Origin of the sequence: Cellulomonas marina, from assembly GCF_900111925.1 — a bacterium.
Classification (GTDB): domain Bacteria; phylum Actinomycetota; class Actinomycetes; order Actinomycetales; family Cellulomonadaceae; genus Cellulomonas; species Cellulomonas marina.
The window spans coordinates 1-21,908 of sequence record NZ_FOKA01000014.1 but is presented as its reverse complement, the minus strand read 5'-3'; the positions used below and the strand labels follow the sequence as shown (position 1 = coordinate 21,908).

General features: G+C 74.3%; 15 protein-coding genes and 1 pseudogene. 9 read left to right on the top strand and 7 right to left on the bottom strand.

From position 1 onward, the window contains the following. The first annotated feature begins 163 nt into the window (after nucleotides 1-163). Nucleotides 164-2,563: a putative bifunctional diguanylate cyclase/phosphodiesterase gene (locus BM048_RS14115; RefSeq protein ID WP_090034030.1), complete on the top strand. Its 2,400-nt coding sequence runs from the start codon at nucleotides 164-166 to the stop codon at nucleotides 2,561-2,563. Here the strand turns inward: BM048_RS14115 and BM048_RS14110 are convergent. Both BM048_RS14110 and BM048_RS14105 read right to left on the bottom strand, forming a co-directional pair. Further along, nucleotides 2,452-3,111 (bottom strand): DUF4232 domain-containing protein, encoded by a 660-nt coding sequence (locus BM048_RS14110; RefSeq protein ID WP_090034029.1) that lies wholly within the window; start codon nucleotides 3,109-3,111, stop codon nucleotides 2,452-2,454. The genes BM048_RS14115 and BM048_RS14110 overlap by 112 nt on opposite strands. Nucleotides 3,112-3,170: 59 nt before the next feature. Then, nucleotides 3,171-4,361 (bottom strand): glycosyltransferase family 4 protein, encoded by a 1,191-nt coding sequence (locus tag BM048_RS14105; protein WP_090034027.1) that lies wholly within the window; start codon nucleotides 4,359-4,361, stop codon nucleotides 3,171-3,173. A gap of 112 nt (nucleotides 4,362-4,473) precedes the next feature. Here BM048_RS14105 and BM048_RS14100 point away from each other — a divergent pair, with 112 nt between their 5' ends. Next, nucleotides 4,474-5,022: a type 1 glutamine amidotransferase domain-containing protein gene (locus BM048_RS14100; protein WP_090034026.1), complete on the top strand. Its 549-nt coding sequence runs from the start codon at nucleotides 4,474-4,476 to the stop codon at nucleotides 5,020-5,022. Nucleotides 5,023-5,026: 4 nt separating this feature from the next. On the opposite strand, the gene guaA is transcribed toward BM048_RS14100, so the two are convergent. Continuing rightward, nucleotides 5,027-6,643 (bottom strand): glutamine-hydrolyzing GMP synthase, encoded by a 1,617-nt coding sequence (gene guaA, locus BM048_RS14095; RefSeq protein ID WP_444542239.1) that lies wholly within the window; start codon nucleotides 6,641-6,643, stop codon nucleotides 5,027-5,029. A gap of 74 nt (nucleotides 6,644-6,717) precedes the next feature. Next, a complete protein-coding gene (locus BM048_RS14090) occupies nucleotides 6,718-7,197 on the bottom strand; it encodes a DUF3817 domain-containing protein (protein ID WP_090034024.1) in 480 nt (159 codons plus the stop codon). A 190-nt stretch (nucleotides 7,198-7,387) separates the two neighbouring features. Between BM048_RS14090 and BM048_RS14085 the strand changes: the two genes are divergently transcribed. Further along, entirely contained in the window at nucleotides 7,388-9,298 is a 1,911-nt protein-coding gene (locus BM048_RS14085) for an ABC transporter ATP-binding protein (protein WP_090034023.1), read from the top strand. Next, nucleotides 9,295-11,028: an ABC transporter ATP-binding protein gene (locus tag BM048_RS14080; protein ID WP_090034021.1), complete on the top strand. Its 1,734-nt coding sequence runs from the start codon at nucleotides 9,295-9,297 to the stop codon at nucleotides 11,026-11,028. The genes BM048_RS14085 and BM048_RS14080 overlap by 4 nt, the downstream gene beginning before the upstream one ends. Before the next feature lie 141 nt (nucleotides 11,029-11,169). Here the strand turns inward: BM048_RS14080 and BM048_RS14075 are convergent, their stop codons facing one another. Then, nucleotides 11,170-11,988, bottom strand: coding sequence for an SURF1 family protein (locus BM048_RS14075; protein WP_090034020.1), 819 nt, complete (start codon nucleotides 11,986-11,988; stop codon nucleotides 11,170-11,172). 374 nt (nucleotides 11,989-12,362) lie between these two features. On the opposite strand from BM048_RS14075, the gene BM048_RS14070 reads away from it, so the two are divergent. The 3 genes from BM048_RS14070 (at nucleotide 12,363) to BM048_RS14060 (ending at nucleotide 18,326) form a co-directional block, all read left to right on the top strand. Then, nucleotides 12,363-14,852, top strand: a complete 2,490-nt coding sequence (locus tag BM048_RS14070; RefSeq protein WP_090034018.1) for a phosphoketolase family protein — start codon at nucleotides 12,363-12,365, stop codon at nucleotides 14,850-14,852. A gap of 104 nt (nucleotides 14,853-14,956) precedes the next feature. Continuing rightward, entirely contained in the window at nucleotides 14,957-17,083 is a 2,127-nt protein-coding gene (gene pta / locus BM048_RS14065) for a phosphate acetyltransferase (RefSeq protein WP_090034016.1), read from the top strand. Between the two features lie 52 nt (nucleotides 17,084-17,135). Continuing rightward, nucleotides 17,136-18,326 (top strand): acetate kinase, encoded by a 1,191-nt coding sequence (locus BM048_RS14060; protein ID WP_090034014.1) that lies wholly within the window; start codon nucleotides 17,136-17,138, stop codon nucleotides 18,324-18,326. Between the two features lie 59 nt (nucleotides 18,327-18,385). Here BM048_RS14060 and BM048_RS14055 read toward each other — a convergent pair whose 3' ends face one another. Together BM048_RS14055 and BM048_RS14050 are read right to left on the bottom strand one after the other, a co-directional pair. Beyond that, complete coding sequence (locus BM048_RS14055) at nucleotides 18,386-18,877, bottom strand: GNAT family N-acetyltransferase (RefSeq protein ID WP_203708965.1); 492 nt, start codon at nucleotides 18,875-18,877, stop codon at nucleotides 18,386-18,388. A gap of 478 nt (nucleotides 18,878-19,355) precedes the next feature. Continuing rightward, entirely contained in the window at nucleotides 19,356-19,550 is a 195-nt protein-coding gene (locus BM048_RS14050; protein ID WP_090034013.1) for a hypothetical protein, read from the bottom strand. A 148-nt stretch (nucleotides 19,551-19,698) separates the two neighbouring features. On the opposite strand from BM048_RS14050, the gene BM048_RS14045 reads away from it, so the two are divergent. Further along, nucleotides 19,699-20,124, top strand: a complete 426-nt coding sequence (locus BM048_RS14045) for a hypothetical protein (protein WP_090034011.1) — start codon at nucleotides 19,699-19,701, stop codon at nucleotides 20,122-20,124. 1,579 nt (nucleotides 20,125-21,703) lie between these two features. Continuing rightward, a pseudogene (locus BM048_RS14040) lies at nucleotides 21,704-21,829 on the top strand (IS256 family transposase); the annotation flags it as partial. Between the last annotated feature and the right edge of the window lie 79 nt (nucleotides 21,830-21,908).

Here is a 21,908-nt window from a genome sequence, read left to right as displayed (position 1 = left end):
GCCAGACGCGGCCGTGGCGGCGCGGGTCGGCGGACGGGGGACGGGGGACGCGGTGCGAGCAGTGCTCACACCGCGTCCCGCCCGGCCGAAGGAGGAGGGGTCCGGTCCAGCAGCGGTCGGACGCGTCGACGGCCCCTCCGGCCGCGTCCCGGGAGGTGCCTGCATGCCGGCCGGCAGACCTGCGCGGAGGCGTCGCCCGGGGGCGGCGCCCGCGGCGGCGGTCGCGGTGGTGGTCCTGTACGCGGTCGGCCTCGCGGTGGACGGCGGGCTCGCCACGCCGCTCGTCGACCGGTGGCTCGGGGCTGCGGCGGTCTGGGCCCCCACGGTCCTGGCCTGGGTGTCCGCCGTGCGGCTGCGCGGGCGGCGCCGGGTCGCGGCCGTGCTGGCGTCGGTGGGGATGACGTCGTTCGCGGCCGGCAACCAGTACTACCTCGTGGCGTGGACGGCCGGCGCGGCCCTGCCGTTCCCGTCCCCGGCCGACCTGGGCTACGCCGGCCTGTACCCGCCGCTGCTGGCGGCCCTCGTCCTCGCCGCCCGCCGGCCGGGTCCCGCGCGCGGCGGCGCCGCCCGGCTCGACGTGCTCGTCGGCGCCCTAGGCGCGGCGGCGGTCACGACCGCCGCGCTGGGGCCCGTCGTCGACGGGCTGCACGGGCTGGCGCCGCTGACGGCGCTGGCGCTGCTGTCCTGCCCGCTCGGCGACGTCCTGCTCATCGGGGCGGTCGCGGGCGTGGCCACCCTGCGGCGCCGCGAGGACGGGGCCGGCTGGGTGCCGCCCGTCGCCGGGCTCGTCGTCTTCGTGGTCGCCGACGTCGTCTACGCGCGGCAGGTGGCCGCGGGCACCTACGCCGTCGGCTCGCTGCTGGACCTGGGCTGGCCGGTCGGCCTGCTGCTGGTGAGCCTCTGGCTGCACCGGCGCGCCACGGGGGCGCAGGCGCGGGTCGAGGCCACGGCCCGGGCGACGACCGCCGTCGGGCGCGGCCCCGAGCACCGCGACGGCGGCGACGACCGCGCGCTCACCGTCCCGCTCCTCGCGGTCCTCGCGGCCGCGGCGGTGCCCGCGGTGGCCACCGTGCGCGACGACGTGCCCGGACCGGCCGTCGTCGTCGCCGTGGCGGCGCTGCTGGCCGCCCAGGTGCGGACCCACCGCGCGGTCGTCGGGCTGCGCCGCACCGCTGCCGAGCGCCGGCGCGAGGCCGTCACGGACGCGCTCACCGGGCTGCCGAACCGGCGCGGGCTGGAGCACCTGCACGCCGCGCTGGACCGCCCCGCCGTGCTCCTGGTGCTGGACGTCGAGGGCTTCACGCACGTGAACGCCGCGCTGGGGCACGAGGCCGGGGACGGCCTGCTCGTCGCCCTCGCGCGTCGGCTGGAGGGCTGCCTGTCCCCCGGCGAGCACCTGGTCCGCCTCGGCGGCGACGAGTTCGCGGTCCTCGTCGGGTGCGGCGCCACCACCGACCCCGTCCTGCGCGCCGACGCCGGGCCGGCCGCACGGGTCCGCGACGCGCTCGTCGAGCCCTTCGAGCACCAGGGCGTCGCGGTGCACCTGCGGGTGCGCACCGGCGCCGCCGCGTCCGCGGACGTCGGCCCGACCCTGGCGGAGCTGCTGCGGGCGGCCGACGGCGGACGCGGCCGGCTGGTGGCCCTCGACGAGCTGCGCACCGCGCTGACGGACGACGGCATCGTCCTGCACTACCAGCCGAAGGCCGACCTGCGCAGCGGCGCGGTGGAAGGGGTCGAGGCGCTCGTCCGCTGGCAGCACCCGTCGCGCGGGCTGCTGCCGCCCGCGGACTTCCTGCCGCTCGCCGAGGAGGCCGGGCTGCTGGGCGAGCTGACCGCCGTCGTCCTCGACGCGGCGGTCCGGCAGGCGGCGTCCTGGCGGGCCGGGGGCCACCTCGTCCGCGTGGCGGTCAACCTGCCGGCCTCGTCCGTGCTCGACGCGGACCTGGCGGTCCGGGTTCGGCGGAGGCTCGCGGCGCACGGCCTGCCGCCCGCCGCGCTGCTGCTGGAGATCACCGAGGACGTGCTCATGCTCCACCGCGAGCGCGCCGCCGCCGTGCTGGCGGAGCTGCGGGCGGACGGCGTGCAGGTGGCGATCGACGACTTCGGCACGGGGTACAGCTCGCTGTCCTACCTGGCGGACCTGCCGCTCGACGAGCTCAAGCTGGACCGCTCCTTCGTGCGCGGCATGGCGACCGACGCGCGCCGCCGCGCGATCGTCACCGCGACGGTGGGCCTCGCGCACGCGCTGGGGCTGCGCGTGGTCGCGGAGGGCGTCGAGACCGCCGACGACCTGGCGGACCTCGCCCGGCTCGGCTGCGACCAGGTCCAGGGGTACGTCCTGTCGCCACCCGTGCCGCCCGACGAGGTGCCGGCGCTGCTGGGTCGCGGCCTGCCGGGTCTGCCCGTGGTGCCGGGAGTGCCCGGTCCCCGCGCAGGTGTCGCCCTCCCGTCTCAGCGCGCGGGACGCAGCGCCTGGACCTCCAGGAGCGTGACGTCGCCGGCGGCGCAGCCGGTGAGGCCCTCGGCCTCCACGAACAGCGACGCCGTGTCCCCCGGCGGGTAGACGCGCAGGCCGTCGGCGGGCTGCGGGTCGCACGCCGCGGCGTCGTAGTCGTCGGCCCGGGCGATCCGCAGGGCCGCGAGCGCGGTGCCGCCGGGCGCGAGCGTCACCGTCGGGTGCTCCGAGGTGCGGTCGAGGACGGCCGGGGCACCGATCTGCGTCCCGTCGCCGCCGCCGACGAGGGACACCCCCGGCCAGCCCTGCAGGGTGCACGGGACCGTGCCCGTGTTGGTGAGGACGACGTCGGGGGTCACCGAGCCGGCGGCGCCTCCCCCGCCCGCACCCAGCGACCCCGTCAGGACGGCCGAGGTGCACCGGTCGCCCGCGGCCGGTTCGCCGCCCGTGTCGCCGGTCGGGGTCGGCAGCGGGGTCGGCGGCGGGGTCGTCGCCGAGGGGGCGGCCGACGGGCTCGACGCCGGAGGCGAAGGGGTGGAGGTCGCAGCGCCGGTGCCGGCGCCGGTGGCCCCCGCCGTCGGGCTCGCGACATCGTCACCGCCGGTGCATCCGGCGAGCAGGAGCAGGCCCGCGACCGCCGCCGCCGTGGCCGTCACGCGCGGTGCTCCCGTCCGCGCCCGCGCGTCCGCCCTCGTCCCGGACCTCGTGCCTGCGTTCACGGTCGCTCCCCCTCCGGTCCGCGTGCCCGGCGGCGCGCACGGTCGTACTCGCCGTCCACCGCGGCGAGGACGCGGTCCCACCCGAAGTCCGGCGCGACCGCGCGGTTGTGCCGCCGGAGGCGCTCACGCAGCTCGTGGTCGCCGGCCAGCCGGACGACCGCGGCGGCCATGGCGTCGTCGTCGGCGACGAGGAGGCCGTCCACGCCGTCCTGGACGAACTCGGCCGGACCCGTGCCCGCCCGGGCGACGACGACGAGGCCCGCCGCGCGCGCCTCCAGCACCGCGATGCCGAACGCCTCGAGCTCGGCGGGCGCCACGTAGACGTCCGCGTCGCGGTAGACGGCCCGCACCTCGGCGCGGGTGAGCCGCCCGCGCAGCCGCACCCAGCCCTGCGCGCCCGCCGCCGCGACCGCCGCCTCGACCCGCGGTCGCGCCGGGCCGTCGCCGACGACGTCGAGCCGCAGCGCGCCGGGGGGCAGGGCCGCGGCGGCCGACGCCACGAGCCGGACCAGCGGCACCGCACGCTTGCGGGGAGCCAGCCGCATCGTCGTCACGAGGCGCAGGGGCCGTGCGTCCCGGTCCGCGGCGGGTCCGGCGCCCCCGGCGGGTACGCCCGGCGCGTCGGGCTCGTCGCCCCGACGGGGCACCCACGCCGCGAGGTCGATGCCGTTGGGCGCGACCGCCACCGGCACGTCCACCAGCTCGCGCACGCGCCCGGCCGCCACCGAGCTCACCGCGGAGAGGGCCGCCCGCTCGCCCGCCCGGCGGACCGTCCCGCGCGCGAGCCGCAGGAGCGGTACGACGCCGTCGAGCATGCAGTGCCACGTCACGGCGGTGGGCAGCCCCAGGTCCAGCGCGACCCGGACCCCGTCCCAGGCGAACGGCGAGACGACGCCCGCGTGCACGTGCACGACGTCGGGCCGCACCCGGTCCAGCGCCGCGCGCAGCAGCCTCGCCTGCACCGGGTTGACGGGCAGGTCGAAGGGCAGGCGCGCCCCGAGGCGGTGGACGTGCACGCCGCGCTCGACGTCCACGACGCCGCCGCGCTCCCCGCCCTCGCCGAGGGTGGCCGTGAGCACGTGCACCTCGTCGCCCCGCGCGGCCTGGAGCGCCGACAGGTCCCCCACCTGCGACTCGATCCCGCCCACGCGCGGGGAGAAGCAGTCCGAGACGTGGACGATCCGCACCGGCCCAGGCTAGTGCGCCCGGCCGGTGGCACCCGGTGGGGCGGTGCCAGGATGCGGACGCCGACGGCACGACGCAGGCTCGTGGGGTCCCGAGACGAAGGAGAGGGCACCCATGAGCGCTCTGACCGGGAAGACCGTCGTCTTCCTCACCAGCACCCGCGGCATCGAGGAGCCGGAGCTGACGGCACCCTGGAAGGCCGTGCAGGACGCGGGCGGCACGGCCGTGCTCGTCGCCCCCGAGGCGGGCGAGGTCTCGACCGTCAACGACGACCTCGAGCCCGGCGGCAGCTACCCCGTCGACCGGGTCCTGTCGGACGTGCAGGCGGGCGACGTCGACGCGCTCGTCATCCCCGGCGGGACGGTGAACGCCGACACGCTGCGGCTGGAGGCCGACGCGGTGGCGCTGGTCAAGGCCGTGGCCGAGGCGGGCAAACCCGTGGCGGCGATCTGCCACGGGCCGTGGACGCTCGTCGAGGCGGGCCTCGTCGAGGGCAAGACGCTCACGTCCTACCCGAGCCTGGCCACGGACATCCGCAACGCGGGCGGCACGTGGCAGGACGGCGAGGCCGTCGTCGACACCGCGCGCTTCCCGCTGCTGACGTCGCGCAACCCCGACGACCTGCCGGCGTTCACGGCGAAGCTCGTCGAGCTGTTCGCCTAGGAGGTCACTCCCACTCGATGGTGCCCGGGGGCTTGCTCGTGACGTCCAGGACGACACGGTTGACCTCGGGCACCTCGTTGGTGATGCGGGTCGAGATCGTCGCCAGCACCTCGTAGGGCACGCGCGTCCAGTCGGCGGTCATGGCGTCCTCGGACGAGACCGGGCGCAGCACGACGGGGTGGCCGTACGTCCGGCCGTCGCCCTGGACGCCGACGCTGCGCACGTCCGCGAGGAGCACCACCGGGCACTGCCAGACCTCGCGGTCCAGACCCGCCCGGGTCAGCTCCTCGCGGGCGATCGCATCCGCCGCGCGCAGGATCTCCAGCCGGTCGTGCGTCACCTCGCCGATGATGCGGATGCCCAGCCCGGGGCCGGGGAACGGCTGGCGCCAGACGATCGCGTCGGGCACGCCCAGCTCGACGCCCACCGCGCGGACCTCGTCCTTGAACAGGGTCCGCAGCGGCTCGACGAGCTCGAACTGCAGGTCGTCGGGCAGGCCGCCGACGTTGTGGTGGCTCTTGATGTTCGCCGCGCCCTCGCCGCCGCCGGACTCGACGACGTCGGGGTAGAGCGTGCCCTGGACGAGGAAGCGGACCTCGCCGCCCTCCTCCCCCGCCTCGGCGACGACCTCGCGCGCCGCGTCCTCGAAGACGCGGATGAACTCGCGGCCGATGATCTTGCGCTTCGTCTCCGGGTCGGTGACGCCCGCCAGCGCAGACAGGAACCGCTCCTGCGCGTCGACGACCTTGAGCTGCACGCCCGTGGCGGCGACGAAGTCCTGCTCGACCTGCTCCGCCTCGCCCGCGCGCAGCAGCCCGTGGTCGACGAAGACGCACGTGAGCTGGTCCCCCACGGCGCGCTGCACCAGCGCGGCGGCCACCGAGGAGTCGACGCCGCCCGACAGCCCGCAGATGACCCGCGCGTCGCCGACCTGGGCGCGGATGCGCTCGACCTGCTCGGCGACGACGTTGCCGGCGGTCCAGTCCGGCGCGAGGCCCGCACCGCGGTAGAGGAAGTTCTCGAGCGTGGCCTGGCCCAGCGGGGAGTGCCGGACCTCGGGGTGCCACTGGACGCCGTAGAGGTGGCGCTCGCGGTCCTCGAACGCGGCCACGGGCGAGCCGGCGCTGGTCGCGAGCACGTCGAAGCCCTCCGGGGCGGCGTGCACCGCGTCGCCGTGGCTCATCCACACCGTCTGCTGCTCGGGGCTGCCCTCGAGGACGGTGCCGGCCGCCGTGACCTCGACGCCCGTGCCGCCGTACTCCCGCCGACCGGTCTGCGCCACGGTCCCGCCGAGCGCCTTCGCCATCGCCTGGAACCCGTAGCAGATGCCCAGCACGGGGACGCCCGCGGTGAACAGGTCCGGGTCGACGAAGGGGGCGCCCGCCTCGTACACCGACGAGGGGCCGCCGGACAGGATGATCGCCGCGGGGTCCTTGGCCAGCACGTCCGCGACGGAGGCCGTGTGCGGGACGATCTCGGAGTAGACGTTCGCCTCGCGCACGCGGCGGGCGATGAGCTGCGCGTACTGGGCGCCGAAGTCGACGACGAGCACGGGGCGGTGGTCCGTCGGACCGGGCGCGGGGGCCGTCGTCGCGTCGACGGTGGGGGTCGTCGCGGACAGGCCCTCGGCGGGCGCCGGGTCGGGCGCCTCGTCGGGGACGCCGTCGGGGAGGCCCGGGTCCTGAACGGTCTGCGTCACGCGCCCAGGGTAGTGGGGCGGCCGTCGCCGCCGGTGGCGCGGTCCGTCGCCGGGTCCAGCGTCCCGCCGACGGGCGCGGGGTCCGTGGCGGCGTCGCGCACGGCGGCCAGGCGGGCCTCGCCCTCGGCGTGCACCCGGCGCTCGACGACGAAGGACAGCACCGGCACGACGCCGGCCAGGACGAGCGTGATGAGCCGCGACCAGCGCCAGCGCATGACCGACCACAGGTCGAGGACGGTCGCGAGGTAGACGACGTAGATCCAGCCGTGCACGAACGGCACCAGCGTGAAGACGCCCAGCCTCTCCTCGCTCATCCCCACGCCGTAGCGCAGCAGCATCTCCACGCACAGCAGCAGCAGCATGACGCCCGTGATCCACGCCATGACGCGGTAGCGCTTCAGGGCGCCCTCGGCGCGGGACGCGAAGCGGGCGGCGCGGGTGGTGACGGGCGCGCTCGGGCGGGACGGGATGCTCACGCAGGGCCTCCGGGAGGTGGGCGACGGCGACCATCATCCCCCGACCCGGCGACGGGTCCGTCGCCGTCGGTCGCCGTCCACAGGTGCGACGGGCGCCGCGAGGGCGGGCTCGTCGACCGGCCGTCGACGAACGGGACGTCGCGCCACAAATCGTTTCGACCGTGTCGGTACCGGGACGTACCGTCGTGGGGTGCGCTCCCTCCCCCTGCCGGACCCCGGTACCCCTCCGCTGCGCGGGCCCGCCACGTACCTGTGGTGGCTCGCCGGTCGGCAGTGGGGCATCCTCACCGTCTCGGTGCTGCTCGGCATCGTCGGCTTCGCGTGCCAGGCGGTGCTCCCGCTGCTCACGGGCCGGGCCATCGACCAGGGCCTGACGCAGGGGTTCGGGCCGGAGCTGTGGTCGTCGACCGCGCTGCTCGCGGGGCTCGGGGTCGTGTCGGCGGCCGCCAACGCGGTGGGCCACCGCTACGACGTGGCGAACTGGCTGCGGGCTGCTTTCACGTCCTCCCAGCTCGTCGGGCGGACTGCGGCGCGCTCGGGGCACGCCATCACCGCCGAGCTGCCCACGGGTGAGGTCGTCTCGGCCGTGGCCAACGACGCGATGCGCGTGGGTGAGGTGTACGCCACCGCGGCGCGGTTCCTCGGCAGCGTGGTCGCCTACGCCGTGGCGGCGGTCTTCGTGCTGCGGGTGTCGGTGCCGCTGGGGCTCGTCGTCGTGCTGGGGCTGCCGACCGTGGCGCTCGTGCTGGGCCTGCTCGTGCGTCCGCTGCAGCGCCGGCAGGCGTCCCAGCGCGAGGCGTCGGGCCGCCTGACGACGCTCGGGGCGGACACCGTGTCCGGGCTGCGGATCCTCCGCGGGATCGGCGGCGAGGGCGTCTTCACGGGCCGGTACCGCGCGCAGTCGCAGGAGGTGCGGCGTCGGGGCGAGCACGTGGCGGTGACGCAGTCGTGGCTCGACGCGCTGCAGGTGCTGCTGCCGGGCGCCTTCGTCGTCGTCCTGCTCTGGCTGGGCGCGCACATGGCGCTCGATGGCACGCTGACCCCCGGCGAGCTGGTGTCCGTGTACGGCCTGGCGTCGTTCCTGTCCTGGCCCGTGCAGAACGCGACGCAGATGATCGCCGCGACGACGCGCGCGCACGTCGGCGCGGGCAAGGTGATCGCGGTGCTGCGGGTCGTGCCCGCCACCGGGTCCCGTCCCGGCACCGCCGAGATGCCCCCGCCGCACGTGCCGCTGGTCGACGAGGCGTCGGGCCTCGTCCTCGAGCCCGGTCGGGTCGTCGCGCTCGTCGCGGCCGACCCGGACGTGTCCGCCGCGATCGCGACGCGGCTCGGCCGGTTCGACGACGCGGCGGAGGCCGCCACCCCGGTCCGCCTCGGCGGCGTGCTCGTCTCCGAGCTGGAGAAGGCGCCGCTGCGCGAGCGGGTGGTCGTGGCCGAGGCCTCGCCGCACCTGTTCTCGGGCCCGTTGTCCGGGGAGCTCGACGCGCGCGGCGACGCCGGGACCGAGGCGCTCATGGACGCCGTCCGGGCCGCCGACGCGCACGACGTGCTGGACTCGGTGCCCGACGGGATCGCCGGCATCCTGCCGGAGAAGGGCCGGTCCCTGTCCGGCGGGCAGCGCCAGCGCGTGGCCCTCGCCCGGGCGCTGCTCACCGCCCCGGAGATCCTCGTCCTCGTCGAGCCGACGAGCGCCGTGGACGCCCACACGGAGGCGCGGATCGCCTCGCGGCTCGCCGACGTGCGGCGCGGCCTGACGACCCTCGTCGTCACCGCCAGCCCGCTCGTGCTGGACCACGTCGACGCCGTCGCGTTCGTGGAGGGCGGCCGTGTCGTCGCGGTCGGGACGCACGCGGATCTGCTCGACGGCACCGTGGGCGACGCCCGGACGCGGGCGGCGTACCGGCGCGTCGTCGGGCGGCGCATGGACGACGAGGAGGACGTCGTCGTGGGGGGTGCCGGGGACGCGTCCGACGGCCGCGCCGACGACCGTGCCGACGACCGTGCCGACGACCGTGCCGACGACCGTGCCGACGACCGTGCCGACGACCCTGCCGACCACCTCACCCGCTCGCTCGCCTCCGGGACAGGAGCCCGCTCGTGAACCTGCCCATCGCCGACGCGGCCGCCGTGCGGTCGTACGCGGCGGAGCTGGCGCGCCGGCACCGCACCCCGCTCGTCGCGATCGCCGTGCTGCACACGCTGGCCGCCGTCGCCGGGCTCGCCGGGCCCTACCTGCTCGGCCGGCTCGTCGACGCGGTGGTCGCCGGGACCACCGCGGCGCGCATCGACCTGCTCATCGGCGTCGGGGTCGTCGCCGTGCTGGTGCAGACCGTGCTCATCCGCACGGCGCAGCGCCGGTCGATGGTCTTCGGCGAGGAGGTCTTCGCCGAGCTGCGCGAGGAGTTCGTCGGGACGATCACGCAGCTGCCGCTGTCGACGGTCGAGCGCGCCGGCACCGGTGACCTCGTCGCGCGGACGACGAACGACGTCAACAAGCTGCAGCACGCGGTCCGCTTCGGGGTGCCACGGGTCATCGTCGCGGTCGTCACCATCGTGCTCACGCTCGGTGCCTGCTTCCTCGTCGCGCCGCTCGTCGCCGCCGCGATGCTCGTCGGGGTCCCGCTGCTCGTCGTCGTCGCGCGCTGGTACCTGCGCCGCGCGACGCCGGCCTACCTGCGGGAGTCGGCGGCGTACGCGGTGCTCGACGGGACGATCACGGAGACCGTGGAGGGCGCGCGCACCGTCGACGCGCTCTCCCTCGGCCGTCGCCGCGAGCAGCGGATGGACGAGGACCTGCGGGAGGCCTTCGCGGCCGAGCGCCGGACCCTCTTCCTGCGCACCGTGCTGTTCCCCGGGGTCGACGTCGCGTTCGTCCTGGCGCCGGCGGCGGTGCTGCTGTGGGGCGGGTGGCTGGCGTCGGAGGGGCGGGTCACGCTCGGCGCCGTCACCACGGTCGTGCTCTACACGTTCCAGGTCATCGGCCCGGTCTGGGAGCTCATCTTCTGGCTCGACGAGATCCAGGTCGCCGCGGTCTCGCTCGCGCGGATCGTCGGCGTGCGGCTGGTGGAGACGGACCGGGTCGCGGGCGCGGGCCGGCCGGTCGACGAGCACGTCGTCGCCACGGGCGTCCGGTACGCGTACCGCGAGGGGCACGACGTCCTGCACGGCATCGACCTCGACCTGCGGGTGGGCGAGCGTCTGGCGGTCGTCGGGCCGTCGGGCGCGGGCAAGTCGACGCTCGGCCGCATGCTGGCGGGCATCCACCCGCCCACCGGCGGCCGTGTCACGGTCGGCGGCGTCCCGCTGGTGGAGCTGCCGCTCGACGAGCTGCGCAGCCACGTCGCGCTCGTGACGCAGGAGCACCACGTGTTCGTCGGGGCCCTGGCGGACAACCTGCGCCTGGCGCGCGAGCACGCGAGCGACGCAGAGCTCGAGAGCGCCCTGCGCGCGGTCGACGCCTGGGACTGGGTGGCGGCGCTGCCGGAGGGCCTGGCCACCGAGGTCGGCTCGGGCGGCCACGTCCTGACGCCGGCACAGGCGCAGCAGGTGGCCCTGGCACGCCTCGTGCTGCTCGACCCGCACACGCTCGTGCTCGACGAGGCGACGTCGCTGCTGGACCCACGCGCGGCTCGGCACCTCGAGCGCTCGCTGTCCGCGGTGCTCGAGGGGCGCACGGTCGTCGCCATCGCCCACCGGTTGCACACCGCGCACGACGCCGACCGCGTCGCCGTGGTGGACGCCGGCCGGATCAGCGAGATCGGCGCGCACGAGGAGCTCGTCGCCGCCGGCGGGGAATACGCGGCGCTCTGGCGGTCCTGGCAGCACACCTGACTCAGCACACCTGACTCCTGGCCCGGTGCGCGATCGAGACGAGGGGGGCCCTGCCCGCGTGCTCAGGTCCCTGCGGATCCGTCGCCGGCCGCGACGCCGGCTCCGTCCGTCAGCGGTCGACGTGCTGATCGCGGGCAGCGGTCACGCGTCGTCGAGGACCGGGTCGGTGCCGGGGCCGCGGCCGCGTGCGTCGTCGCGGACCAGGCGTACCCAGAGCGCGACCGCGAAGCCGCCGAAGACCCACCACTGGACGGCGTACGCGAGGTTGCGGACGTTGAGGCCCGTGCCGAAGCGCGTCGGCGGGTCGAGCTGCTCGAGGCCGCCGGACTGCCCGGGCACGCTGTCGACGAGGACCCCGTACCCCGAGTAGAGCGGGCCGGTCCAGATGTTCAGCAGCTCGGGCGAGCTGATGGCCTCCGTGCGGCCGTCCGCGGTGGTGCCGGTAGCCGCCTCCGAGCCCTGCAGGTAGGCGGACAGCGTGACCGTGCCGGCCGGCGGGGCGGGCGGAGGCTCGTCGTCGACGGCGTCCGCGGGCAGCCAGCCGCGGACGACGGGGAGCACCGCGCCCGTGCCGGCGCCCTCGGCGACCCGGAACGGCGTGAGGACGAGGACCCCCGTGACGCCGTCGTGGGCGCGGCCCGTGACGACGAGCTGGCCGGGCTCGTAGGTGCCGACGACCTCGACCTTGCGGGCCACCATCTCGCCGGTCACGGTCTCGCCAGGGCGTAGGACGTCGTCGAGGGGCTCGGGGTCGGCCTCGAGGATCGCCCCCACGCGCTCGCGCTCCTGGGCCGCCCCGCGGACCTGGGCGCGGTCGAGCTGCCAGGCACCGAGGAGCCCGCAGACCGCCGCGGCGGCGAGCAGCAGCAGGAGCAGGAGCACCGAACGGGGCCGCACGGCGGCCCGCCAGAACGGGACGGGGACCGGCGCGGCGGCGGGGGTCTCCGGCGCGTCGAGCACGCGGTCACGGTACCCCGCCCCGCCGCGCGGACCGGTGCCCGCACCGGGACGCCCTCAGCCACGCGCCGGCGTCATGGTGGACGCCACGACGACGGCATGGCGACGTCCCACCGACGTCCCACCGACGTCCCTCCGACGTCCCGACGACCCAGGGGCAGACGGCGGGCGACGCGGTGACCAGGTCGTCGCCCTCCCCGCGCCCGACGCTGGGCAGGGTCCCCCGGACCGGGGTTGGATGGGACCGACGGCCAGCCCACCGCCCGTACCTCGACGTGGGTCGGACGTCCCAGGTCGCGTCCCGAGCACGGGGGACGCTGTCACCCGGCACGCACCCGCAGGGCCGGCAGCGCCGGCACGACGACACGAGGAGCGCAATGAGCACCACCGTGGAGAGGACCACCACCACGTGGGCGACCGGAAGCGGCGCCGCACCCGACGAGGCCACGCTGCGCCGGATCGACGCGTGGTGGCGGGCCGCGAACTACCTGTCGGTTGGGCAGATCTACCTGCTCGACAACCCGCTGCTGCGCGAGCCGCTGACGCGGGACCACGTCAAGCCGCGCCTGCTCGGCCACTGGGGCACCACCCCGGGCCTGACGTTCCTGTACGCGCACCTCAACCGCGCGATCATCGAGCGGCAGCAGTCGACGATCTACATCACCGGTCCCGGCCACGGCGGCCCCGGCCTGGTCGCGGCCGCCTACCTCGACGGCACGTACTCCGAGGTCTACTCGGACGTCACGCCGGACGCAGAGGGCCTGCGCCGGCTGGTCAAGCAGTTCTCCTTCCCGGGCGGCATCCCCAGCCACGTCGCGCCGGAGACCCCGGGCTCGATCCACGAGGGCGGCGAGCTCGGCTACGCCCTGTCCCACGCGTACGGCGCGGCGTTCGACAACCCGGACCTGCTGGTCGCGGCGGTCGTCGGCGACGGCGAGGCCGAGACGGGCCCCCTGGCCACCTCCTGGCACTCGAACAAGTTCGTCAACGCGGCCAAGGACGGCGTCGTGCTGCCGATCCTGCACCTCAACGGGTACAAGATCGCCAACCCCACGGTCCTCGCGCGCATCAGCGACGAGGAGCTGAACGCCCTCATGGAGGGCTACGGCCACAAGCCGCACGTCTTCGTCGCCGGCTTCGACGACGAAGACCACGTGAGCATCCACCGCCGCTTCGCGGTGCTGCTCGACGAGGTGCTCGACGAGATCGCCGCCATCAAGCAGGCCGCCGCGGAGGGCGACGAGCGCCGGCCGCAGTGGCCCATGATCGTCTTCCGCACGCCCAAGGGGTGGACGGGCCCGGACTACATCGACGGCAAGAAGACGACGGGCTCGTGGCGCGCGCACCAGGTGCCGCTGGCCAACGCCCGGGACACCCCCGAGCACCTCGAGGTCCTCAACGCCTGGCTGAAGAGCTACCGGGCGGAGGAGCTGTTCGACGCGGACGGCCGGGTCGTGGAGGACGTCGCGGCCCTCGCGCCCGAGGGCGTGCTGCGCATGAGCGACAACCCGCACGCCAACGGCGGGCTGCTGCTCAAGGACCTGCGCCTGCCGGACTTCCGCAAGTACGCCGTGGACGTCCCGAGCCCGGGGGCCACCGTTGCGGAGGCGCCCCGGGTGCTCGGGCAGTGGCTCACCGACGTCATCCGGCTCAACCCGGACAACTTCCGCATCTTCGGGCCAGACGAGACCGCCTCGAACCGCCTCCAGGCCGTCTTCGAGGCCACGGACAAGCAGTGGAACGCGGACTTCTACAGCGACGAGGTCGACGAGCACCTCGCCCGCGCCGGCCGCGTGCTGGAGATGCTGTCGGAGCACCAGTGCCAGGGCTGGCTCGAGGGCTACCTGCTCACCGGGCGCCACGGCATCTTCAACTGCTACGAGGCGTTCATCCACATCATCGACTCCATGTTCAACCAGCACGCGAAGTGGCTGAAGGTCACGCGGGACATCCCGTGGCGCCGGCCGGTCGCGAGCCTGAACTACCTGCTGTCCAGCCACGTGTGGCGCCAGGACCACAACGGCTTCAGCCACCAGGACCCCGGGTTCATCGACCACGTCGTGAACAAGAAGGCCGAGGTCGTGCGGGTCTACCTGCCGATCGACGCCAACACGCTGCTGAGCACCTACGACCACTGCCTGCGCAGCCGCAACTACGTCAACGTCGTCGTCGCCGGCAAGCAGCCGACCGCGAACATCCTGAACATGGACGACGCCATCGCCCACTGCACCCGTGGTCTGGGCATCTGGGACTGGGCGGGGACGGAGCAGCCCGGCAAGGAGCCCGACGTCGTCCTCGCCTGCGCCGGCGACGTGCCCACGCTCGAGGTGCTGGCCGCGGCCGACATCCTCAAGCGCGAGCTGCCGAACCTCATGGTCCGCGTGGTCAACGTGGTCGACCTCATGCGCCTGCAGGACGAGCGGGAGCACCCGCACGGCCTGTCGGACCGGGAGTTCGACAACCTCTTCACCGCCGACCGGCCCGTGGTGTTCGCCTACCACGGCTACCCGTGGCTCATCCACCGCCTCACCTACCGCCGCGCGGGGCACAGCAACATCCACGTGCGCGGGTACAAGGAGGAGGGCACGACGACGACGCCGTTCGACATGGTCATGCTCAACGACCTCGACCGGTACAAGCTCGTCATCGACGTGATCGACCAGGTGCACTGGCTGCGCGCGAGCGAGGCCGGCCTGCGCCAGCGCATGGTCGACGCACGCATCGCCGCCCGGCAGTACACCCGCGAGCACGGGGAGGACATCCCCGAGGTCCGCGACTGGGTGTGGCCGGACTCGCAGGACCTGTCCGACGGCACGCAGCAGAACGCCACCTCCGGCACCCTGTCGACCGGCGGCGACAACGAGTAGCACCCCGTAGCGACCCGCCGGTCCCGCCCGCGCTCCACCCGAGCGCGGGCGGGACCGGACCCGCACGGCCGACGACCACCCCCACCCGCCAGGAGAACACCACCGTGGCCCGCAGCATCTACGTCACCTCCCCCGAGGGGAACACGGGCAAGTCGCTCGTGGCCCTGGGCCTCGTCGACCTGCTCAGCCGCAGCGTCGCGCGGGTCGGGGTGTTCCGGCCCGTGGCCCGCTCGGCCGACCGCGACCACGTGCTCGACCTCCTGCTCGACCACGACGGGGTCAACCTGTCCTACGAGCAGTGCGTCGGGGTCACCTACGACGCGATGATCGAGGACCCGGAGGCGGCGCTGGCCCGGATCGTCGCGCGGTACCACGAGGTCGAGCGCGCCTGCGACGCCGTGGTCGTCGTCGGGACGGACTACTCCAACGTCGCCGGGCCGACCGAGCTCGCGTTCAACTCCCGCGTGGCGGCGAACCTCGGCGCACCGGTCGTGCTCGTCGTGTCCGGCGCGGGCCGGACACCGGCGGAGATCCAGCAGATCGCCGAGGTGTCGGCGGGCGCGCTCGCCGAGCACCACGCGCAGGTGGCGTCCGTCGTCACGCTGCGCACGGGGGGCGGGCAGCTCGACGCCGTCCGCGAGGGCGTCTCCGCCGCGCTCGGCGTGCCCGCCTGGGCGGTGCCGACGCACCCGCTCCTCGACGCCCCCACGGTCCGCCAGCTCATGGACGCGGTCGGCGGCCGCGTGCTGGCCGGCGACGAGGAGCTCCTCGACCGCGAGGTGCTCGACGTCCTCGTCGGCGCGATGTCCATCGAGCACCTGCTCGACCGGCTCGTCGACGGGGCCGTCGTCATCACCCCGGGCGACCGGTCCGACGTGCTGCTAGGCCTGCTCATGGCTCACCAGGCCGAGGGCTTCGCCAACCTGGCCGGGATCATTCTCAACGGCGGCTTCGAACCGCCGGCGCCGGTGCAGCGCCTCGTCGAGGGCCTCGGCACGCGCCTTCCCGTGCTGCTGACCGACCGCGGGACGTTCCGTTCCGCGAGCGCGGCGGCGAGCACGCGCGGCTTCCTGTCGAAGGAGTCGCAGCGCAAGGTGGACACCGCGCTCGCGCTCTTCGAGCAGCACGTCGACGGCGGCGCGCTGCTGGCCGCGCTCGAGGTGCCCCGCCCCAGCGTCGTCACGCCGCTCATGTTCGAGTACACGCTGCTGGACCGGGCCCGTTCGGACGTGCAGCACATCGTGCTGCCGGAGGGCAACGACGACCGCGTCCTGCGCGCCGCCTCGACGCTGCTGCAGCGCGGTGTCGCGCGGCTGACGATCCTCGGCGACGAGGCCGCCATCCGCGCCCGGGCCACCGAGCTCGGTCTCGCGCTCGACGACGCCGACGTCATCGACCCGCACACCTCCGAGCTCCTCGAGCGGTTCGCCGAGGAGTACACCCGCCTGCGCGCCCACAAGGGGATGACGGTCGAGCGGGCGCGGGAGATCGTCGCCTCGGTCTCCTACTTCGGCACGATGATGGTCCACCTGGGTCTCGCGGACGGGATGGTCTCCGGCGCCGTCCACACCACCGCGCACACCATCAAGCCGTCCTTCGAGATCATCAAGACCGCTCCCGGCATCCAGAACGTCTCGAGCGTCTTCCTCATGGGCCTCGAGGACCGCGTCCTGGTCTACGGCGACTGCGCCGTCATCCCGGACCCGACGGCGGAGCAGCTCGCGGACATCGCCATCTCCTCGGCGGCGACGGCCGCGCAGTTCGGCGTCGAGCCGCGCATCGCGATGCTGTCGTACTCGACGGGCGCGTCCGGCTCGGGCGCCGACGTGGAGAAGGTCCGCGAGGCCACCGCGCTGGTCCGCGAGCGCCGCCCGGACCTGTCCGTCGAGGGGCCGATCCAGTACGACGCGGCCGTGGACGCCTCGGTCGCCAGGACGAAGCTGCCGGACTCCTCCGTCGCGGGCCGGGCCACCGTCTTCGTGTTCCCGGACCTCAACACCGGCAACAACACGTACAAGGCCGTGCAGCGGTCCGCCGGCGCGGTCGCCATCGGGCCCGTGCTGCAGGGCCTGAACAAGCCGGTCAACGACCTGTCCCGCGGCGCCCTCGTGCAGGACATCGTCAACACGGTCGCCATCACCGCCATCCAGGCGCAGGCGCAGGCCGCGGCCCGCCGCGCGTCCGCCGCCGAGGCCGACCCCGTGGCATCCCCCGCTGCCGCGGGCGCCTGACCGACCTCACGTCCGCCCGCCCCGCCCCCACCCGCGCTCCGGAAGGTCCCCCGTGTCGCTCGTCCTCGTCCTGAACTCCGGCTCGTCGTCGATCAAGTACCAGCTCCTGTCACCCGAGGCCGACGGACCGCAGGCGACGGGGCTCGTCGAGCGCATCGGCCAGGGGTCGGGCCGGATCCGGCACGAGGGCCCCGGTGGCCCGGTGGTGCAGGAGCTCGACATCGCCGACCACGAGGCCGGCATGCGGCTGGTGCTGGACACCTTCGCCGAGCACGGGCCGCAGCTCGACGCGAGCACGCTCACGGCCGTCGGGCACCGGGTGGTCCAGGGCGGCGACCTGTTCACAGGTCCGGTGCGGATCGACGACGACGTCGTCGCGCAGATCGACGAGCTGTCGCCGCTGGCGCCGCTGCACAACCCCGCCAACCTGTCCGGCATCCACGCCGCCCGCACCGCCTTCCCCGACGTCCCGCACGTCGCGGTGTTCGACACCTCGTTCCACCAGACGATGCCGCCGGCCGCGTACACGTACGCCCTCGACCGGCAGGTCGCCGCCGAGCACCGCATCCGCCGCTACGGCGCCCACGGCACGTCGCACCGGTACGTCAGCCGGGCGGTCGCGGAGTTCCTCGGCCGGGACGTCGCGGAGCTCAACACGATCGTCCTGCACCTGGGCAACGGCGCCTCGGCGTCGGCGGTGCGCGGGGGCGAGTGCATCGACACGTCCATGGGCATGACGCCGCTGGCCGGCCTGGTCATGGGCACGCGCACCGGCGACATCGACCCCGCGGTCCTCCTGCACCTGGCGCGGACCGCCGGCTACGACACCCAGGCGCTCGACGACCTGCTCAACCGCCGCTCGGGCATGCTCGGCCTGGCCGGCCACACGGACATGCGCGACGTGCACGCGGCGGTCGAGGCGGGCGACGAGGACGCGCGCACCGCGCTGGACGTCTACCACCACCGCATCCGCGGGTACGTCGGCCAGTACATGGCCCACCTCGGACGGGTCGATGCGATCGTCTTCACCGCGGGCATCGGCGAGAACGACGAGGTCGTCCGTGCGGGTGCCCTCGCCGGCCTCGAGCACTACGGCATCGTGGTCGACCCGGAGCGCAACGCCGGCCGCAAGAAGGCGCCGACGGTCATCTCCCCCGACGGCGCCGCCGTGACGGTCCTCGTCGTGCCGACCAACGAGGAGCTGGAGATCGCCCGCCAGGCCGTGGAGGTCGTCGCCGCCTGAGGCGGCCGGCGCGGGCGACTGACGCCGAGGCGTCGACCACCGCCCGCGCGGCCGGCGGCTCAGAGCTCGAGGAGCATCGTGTCGGCGCCGCCGTTGCGACCGACCGTGACGAACCCGTGCCGCACGTACAGGTGCCGCGCGGCCTCGTTCCCGTCCTCGACGCTCAGGCTCACCGCGCGCCACCCGCGGGCGCGGCCCGCGTCCACGCACGTGGACAGCAGCGCCGTGCCCACACCCCGTCCCCGGGCGTGCGCGGCGACCGCCATGCTGAGTTCGGGCACGTCGTCGGCGACGTACCCGTACCCCGGGGCGGCCGCGGGTAGGGGACGCGCCCAGATGGACCCGAGGGCCGGCGCGTCGGGCGACGAGGGGTCAGACGCCACGAACCCGAGGTCGCCTGGCCGTCTCCAGCCCGCGAGGTACCGGCCGGCGTGCGGGTCGGCGAGCAGCCGGGCCGGGGTGAAACGCTCCTCTCCCGTCCAGTTGTTGGCCTCGAGGAGCATGGCGCGCAGCACAGGGAGGTCGTCGTCCGTCGCCTCTCGCACACGCACCCCGGCAGCCTAGGAGGCGCCGGACATTGCCCGTCGCCGTCGAAGGACCGAGCGCGGCCAGCGCACAGGCGACCAGCAGGGCCAGGGTCGCGTGCGCGCGCACCGACCGGCGGCGTGGGCATGGCGAGACGCAGCGCGCGCAGCCCGCCTGCCGCGCCGGCCGCGGCCGTCACCGCCAGCGGCGGGACCCGGAAGCAGCGCTGACGAGCACCAGCCGGAGGTCGCGGGGGTGCGCGAGGACCACCCCCTCCCGGCGGTCTCCCCCACGCCTGCAGCGAGCGCTCCACGGCCACGGCGCACCCGCGGCCGCCACGAGGCACGCCGCCCCAACGCCCGCTCATGCCGAAGAGCGGACGTCAGGGTTGGTGGTGCGGATCCGGAAGGAACCCCTCACCGGAGAGCAGAGCAGACGCTGCGACACCTCCTCTCGTGCCGCTCAAATCTCGCCTTCGGGGCTGAGGGCAAGGCGCTCGTACTGTCACGCGCCCCGCGGATAGTCGATTGCAGCCAGGTCGTCCGCCAATTCGTCGAGCCTGACCAGCGGGTTGAGACGGTCAACCAGGTCGGCCGTCAGCGGACGCAGGTCAAAGATTTCGCTCACAGCATCGGCGTCGAGCTCCGTCTCGTAGTACTCCTCAGCGAAGCGCTGGTAGCCCGCGGGTGTGCCGTCCAACAGAAGCTCGAAGAGCCAGTCGGCGCCATCGGGCCCAGGGTCCGCAAGATCGCCAGCTGCTGCCGCGCAGCCGGCGGTCCTAGGCGAGGTAGCAACTGCGTTGCTTCAGGTGCTGGGACCGCGGCTCGCTGCGGCTGAGGTTGATCTGGTGAGTGACGCACGCGACCTACCGCCGCTCGTGCGCGAATCGGGGGCGATCCTGCACACCCGCGCTGAGCGGGCACGCGTCGCAGACCAACGCTCTCGCAACGCCACCCACGTCTCGGTCCGCCTTTTCGACTCGGAGTGGGCCGATGCCCTGCGCTACGCCCCGTGGTCCATCGATGCTCACTTCTTCGATGCAGACGGCGACGACGTCATCGAGTTCCACGACAGCGGCCAAGCACTCGTGGCGCGCCTGAACCTGGAGGAAGCGGCTGCAGCACGTCGCCTGCTGGGGCCCTTGGTGACCCTTTCGCCGCTGGAGGAGATCAGCCGCCGACGCGGCCAGGAGCGCATCGATCGTCGCCGCCACACCCGGGCACGTCGTCTCGCGGCCGTTAGGCGGATCCTCCGTCGGTCCCGCCGGGGCTGATCGACGCACGACCGGTCTGAGGGCCCCTGAACGCACGGATCTGCCGCCAGCAGGACGCCCGGACATGCCGCGATCCGCGTGGCAGGGTCATCGGCGTGACTCCCAAGGGTCGGCGATGGGGCCTTGCGACCTTCCTGTATCTCGCCGTGGTTCTCACGGTCCTCCAACTCTTCACGGGCTTCGACCCTCTTGAGCTCGCCTTCCAGCTCGCTCTGGCAGCGGGCGTCGCTTGGGTAGTGGCTGCGGCGTCAAGCCGTGGCGAGAGGCGCTGAGGCGGAGTTGCTCCCGAGCTGCCTCAACGCAGCTCGGCGCAGTCGCCGCACGGTTCGTTCGTCTGGCTCGGCCGCCCTCCACGTCCGGTCATGCCGCTGGTCGGACGTCCACACGCGCAGCTTGTCGGAGGCCCGGATCGCCGTCCACAGCGCGTCGACTCGTGCCGATGTGCCGACGTTAGGCGGTTCAACTCACCAAGACAGCGAGCAGGCCGATCCCGGCAGCGACGGCGAGCCCCGAGACCGTGAAGGCCACGCGGCGCCTTCTAGATCGGGCCCTCGCCCATGAACCGACGATGGCTGCGGCGAGTGCCACGACGGCACAAGCGGACAGAGGCCAAGCCAGACCCGAAGAGTAGAGAACTCCGACGGATTCACCATCAGGGGCGGCCAGAAGCGCAACGTACAGCTCACGGTCGAAGTGGTACGACGTCCTCACCGCTCAAGTCTGACAGGCGACGCAGCCGAGAGACGGCGCGGCTAGCTGATGCCACCGCCGGGCTCGGGTTGGCATCCGCTCATGCCGCGATCCGCGTGGCAGGGTCATCGGCGTGACTCCCAAGGGTCGGCGATGGGGCCTTGCGACCTTCCTGTATCTCGCCGTGGTTCTCACGGTCCTCCAACTCTTCACGGGCTTCGACCCTCTTGAGCTCGCCTTCCAGCTCGCTCTGGCAGCGGGCGTCGCTTGGGTAGTGGCTGCGGCGTCAAGCCGTGGCGAGAGGCGCTGAGGCGGAGTTGCTCCCGAGCTGCCTCAACGCAGCTCGGCGCAGTCGCCGCACGGTTCGTTCGTCTGGCTCGGCCGCCCTCCACGTCCGGTCATGCCGCTGACCGTGCGTCCGCTCCTGCCAGGGATCGGACGCACGGTGGCGGTCCGTCGCGACGTGCACCGATCAGGTTCATCGCCGTGTCGCCGGCCGCCGATGAGCAGGTGATGACCGAGTGACTAGGAGCCCGGACCCGGGGGCAAGGAGAAGGCGAGATGAAGAGGTGGGCCTGGGACGTCACGGCATTGTGTCTCTTCGGCGCGCTAGGAGTCGTCGGACTGACGGTTGGGCGTGACGAGAGCTGGTTCTGGCCAGCGGTGAGCAGTGCTGTGGGAGGGATCGCAGCGTACGGGCTTGCGCGATGGATTGAGCTCCGAGACCAGCGTAGGTCGGCGAACACTGTCGAAGCGGCCGCGGCCCAGTGGCGTCCCGCAGAGTGGTGTGCGAGCCCGGCCCTGGTGAGGGCGTCGTCGTAGACGTGTAGGCGGTCACCGCGTGATTCTTCGAGAGACCTACCAAGTCGACTCGAGAGAAGGACCCGCGATGACCGCTGGACCCAGTCTGGACCCTGCCCGCTTCTTGCACGAGCACCTGGCCACCGCCAGCCCCGATCTGCTGCGTGAGCTGCTCGGCGTCTTCATCGACACTCTGATGGGTGCTGAGGCGGACGGGACTGCTGCAGGTTTCGTTGACACTCGGGGTGAGTGGTTCTCAGGCCGCTGAGGCGGTCGCGTAGATGGTCTCAAAC

Bases quoted from the DNA above. Each gene is read 5' to 3' on its own strand.
- BM048_RS14115 (WP_090034030.1), top strand. From the start codon at position 164: ATGCCGGCCGGCAGACCTGCGCGGAGGCGTCGCCCGGGGGCGGCGCCC.
- BM048_RS14100 (WP_090034026.1), top strand. From the start codon at position 4,474: ATGAGCGCTCTGACCGGGAAGACCGTCGTCTTCCTCACCAGCACCCGC.
- BM048_RS14070 (WP_090034018.1), top strand. From the start codon at position 12,363: ATGAGCACCACCGTGGAGAGGACCACCACCACGTGGGCGACCGGAAGC.